The sequence below is a fragment of the Ramlibacter sp. MAHUQ-53 genome (assembly GCF_052600055.1).
On the sequence record NZ_JBQWTS010000021.1, the window covers coordinates 1 to 2,438 of the forward strand.

Genomic DNA, 2,438 nt, shown 5'->3' on the forward strand with positions numbered 1-2,438 from the left:
GACTACGCCAGCAGCCAACGCAAACCCAGCAAGCACCTGGTCGGCTTCGCCGCGGTGGTGGTGCTGCATGCCCTGCTGTTCTGGGCGATCAACTCCGGCCTGGCCCGAGCCTTCGTCAAGAAGCTCAAGGGCCCGGTGGAGGCGGTGCTGCTCGAGGAGCAGAAGCCCGACATCCCCCCGCCGCCGCCGCCGCCGCCGCCCAAGAACCTGCCGCCGCCGCCGCCGCCGGCCTATGTGCCGCCGGTGGACGTGCCGGTGGCCGCAGCCCCCTCGGCCAACGCGATCGCCGCGGTGTCCACCGTGCAGGCGCCGCCCGCGCCGCCGCCGCCGCCGGCACCGCCGCCGCCGCCGGCGGCCCCGCGCGAGGTGGTGCGCACGGCCGCCGTGGTCAACGCCTCGGCCTGCGAGAAGCCCGAGTACCCCAGCGCCTCGCGCCGCGCCGAGGAGGAGGGCACCGTCACGCTGCGCTTCCTGGTGGGCGTGGACGGCAAGGTGATCCAGGCCGAGGTGGAGAAGTCCTCCGGCTACCGGCGCCTGGACGAGGCCGCGCGCGCCGGCCTGTCGCGGTGCGCCTTCAAGCCCGCCACCGCCGACGGCAAGCCCGAGCAGGCCTGGGCGACCATGCGCTACACCTGGCGCCTCGAGTGATCGAGGCAGCCGCCCTCCCGAACCCGACCCCGAACCGAATCTTCCTGACCGATCCCTCCCGAGGAAACACCACCATGTTCAAGACCCTCAAGCAACTCGCCGTGTGCGCTGGCCTGCTGGCCGGCCTGATCGCCACCGCCCTGCCCGTGTCGGCGCAGACCGCCGCTCCCGCCGCCCCCGCTGCCGCGGCCGAAGCCACCGCCGCCCCGGCCGCCGCCAAGCCGGCCGCCGAGGAGGAGAACCCCTACGGCCTGAAGGCGCTGTGGGCCCAGGGCGACGGCGTGGCCAAGGGCACGCTGGTGATCATGATCATCATGAGCATGGGCTCGTGGTACGTGATCTTCACCAAGCTGGCCGAGCAGTCCAGGCTGAACAAGCAGGCGCGCGGCGCGCAGGAGAACTTCTGGAGCGCCGGCTCGGTGCGCCAGGGCGCCGACACGCTGGACGAGGGCAGCGCCTTCCGCTTCATCGCCGAGAAGGGCCTGGAGGGCGCTTCCAAGCATGACGGCATGCTGGGCGCGATCGACTTCAACACCTGGGTCTCCCAGAGCATCAACCGCGCCATCGCCAACGTGCAAAGCCGCATGCAGGACGGCCTGGCCTTCCTGGCCACGGTGGGCTCCACGGCGCCCTTCGTGGGCCTGTTCGGCACCGTCTGGGGCATCTACCACGCGCTGGTGAAGATCGGCATGAGCGGCCAGGCCTCGATCGACAAGGTGGCCGGCCCGGTGGGCGAGGCGCTGATCATGACCGCCATCGGCCTGGCCGTGGCCGTGCCTGCGGTGCTGGGCTACAACTGGCTGGTGCGCCGCAACAAGGCGGTGATGGACCAGGTCAACGCCTTCGGCGCCGACCTGCACGCGGTGCTGCTGGCCTCGGCCAAGAAGTAAAACCCGAGCGAGCCGGAGACACCCGCCATGGGCATGAACGTAGGCGCGTCGCAGGACGACGACGAGATCATCGGCGCGATCAACACCACGCCGCTGGTGGACGTGATGCTGGTGCTGCTGATCATCTTCCTGATCACGATCCCGGTGGTGACCACCTCGGTGAAGGTGGACCTGCCCAAGGAGAAGAACGTGGTGCGCGAGACCAAGCCGGAGAACGTGATCATCTCGGTGGACAGGGGCGGGCGCATCTTCCTGTACGACACGCCGATCAAGGACACGGCCGACCTGAGCGAGCGCATGAGGAAGTTCGCCGCCATGCAGCCGCAGCCGGAGGTGCAGATCCGCGGCGACGGCGCCAGCGCCTTCGAGTCGGTGGGCCGCGTCATGTACTCGGTGCAGCGCGCGGGCATCGTCAAGGTGGGCTTCATCACCGAGCCGTCCGATCGCTGAGAGCAAGGGAGCACGCACATGGGAATGAACGTAGGCACCGGGGGCTCCGGCAACGAGCCCGAGGTGATGATGGACATCAACACCACGCCGCTGATCGACGTGATGCTGGTGCTGCTGATCATGCTGATCATCACGATCCCGGCGCAGCTGCACGCGGTGAACCTGGACATGCCGCTGCCGTCGAACGCGCCTAAGAAGGCCGACCCGGTGGTGGTGCGCGTGGACGTGGACGGCAACAGCGTGGTGAACTGGAACGGCAAGCCGGTGGGCTCGCGCACCGAGCTGGAGGCGCTGCTCAAGCAGGCCGCCACGATGCAGCCGCAGCCCGAGCTGCACATTCGCTCGCACCCCAAGGCGAAGTACGAGGCCACCGCCGGCGTGCTCGCCTCGGCCCAGCGCAATGGCCTCAACAAGCTGGGCATCGTGGGCACCGAGCAGTTCGTCAACTGA

Annotated in this window: 4 protein-coding genes; all 4 read left to right on the top strand. The window is 69.7% G+C overall.

All coding sequences use genetic code 11. The features are described 5' to 3' along the window. Positions 1 to 648: energy transducer TonB (locus ACT80S_RS19100; RefSeq protein WP_377419130.1), on the top strand; the 648-nt coding region annotated here is incomplete at its 5' end. Positions 649 to 722: 74 nt separating this feature from the next. Next, a complete protein-coding gene (locus ACT80S_RS19105) occupies positions 723 to 1,538 on the top strand; it encodes a MotA/TolQ/ExbB proton channel family protein (protein ID WP_377419133.1) in 816 nt (271 codons plus the stop codon). 27 nt (positions 1,539 to 1,565) lie between these two features. After that, the gene (locus tag ACT80S_RS19110; RefSeq protein WP_377419136.1) at positions 1,566 to 1,988 is read left to right on the top strand and encodes an ExbD/TolR family protein; all 423 of its coding nucleotides are present in this window, start codon (positions 1,566 to 1,568) and stop codon (positions 1,986 to 1,988) included. An 18-nt stretch (positions 1,989 to 2,006) separates the two neighbouring features. Next, entirely contained in the window at positions 2,007 to 2,438 is a 432-nt protein-coding gene (locus ACT80S_RS19115) for an ExbD/TolR family protein (protein ID WP_377419139.1), read from the top strand.

Bases quoted from the DNA above. Each gene is read 5' to 3' on its own strand.
- ACT80S_RS19105 (WP_377419133.1), top strand. From the start codon at position 723: ATGTTCAAGACCCTCAAGCAACTCGCCGTGTGCGCTGGCCTGCTGGCC.
- ACT80S_RS19110 (WP_377419136.1), top strand. From the start codon at position 1,566: ATGGGCATGAACGTAGGCGCGTCGCAGGACGACGACGAGATCATCGGC.
- ACT80S_RS19115 (WP_377419139.1), top strand. From the start codon at position 2,007: ATGGGAATGAACGTAGGCACCGGGGGCTCCGGCAACGAGCCCGAGGTG.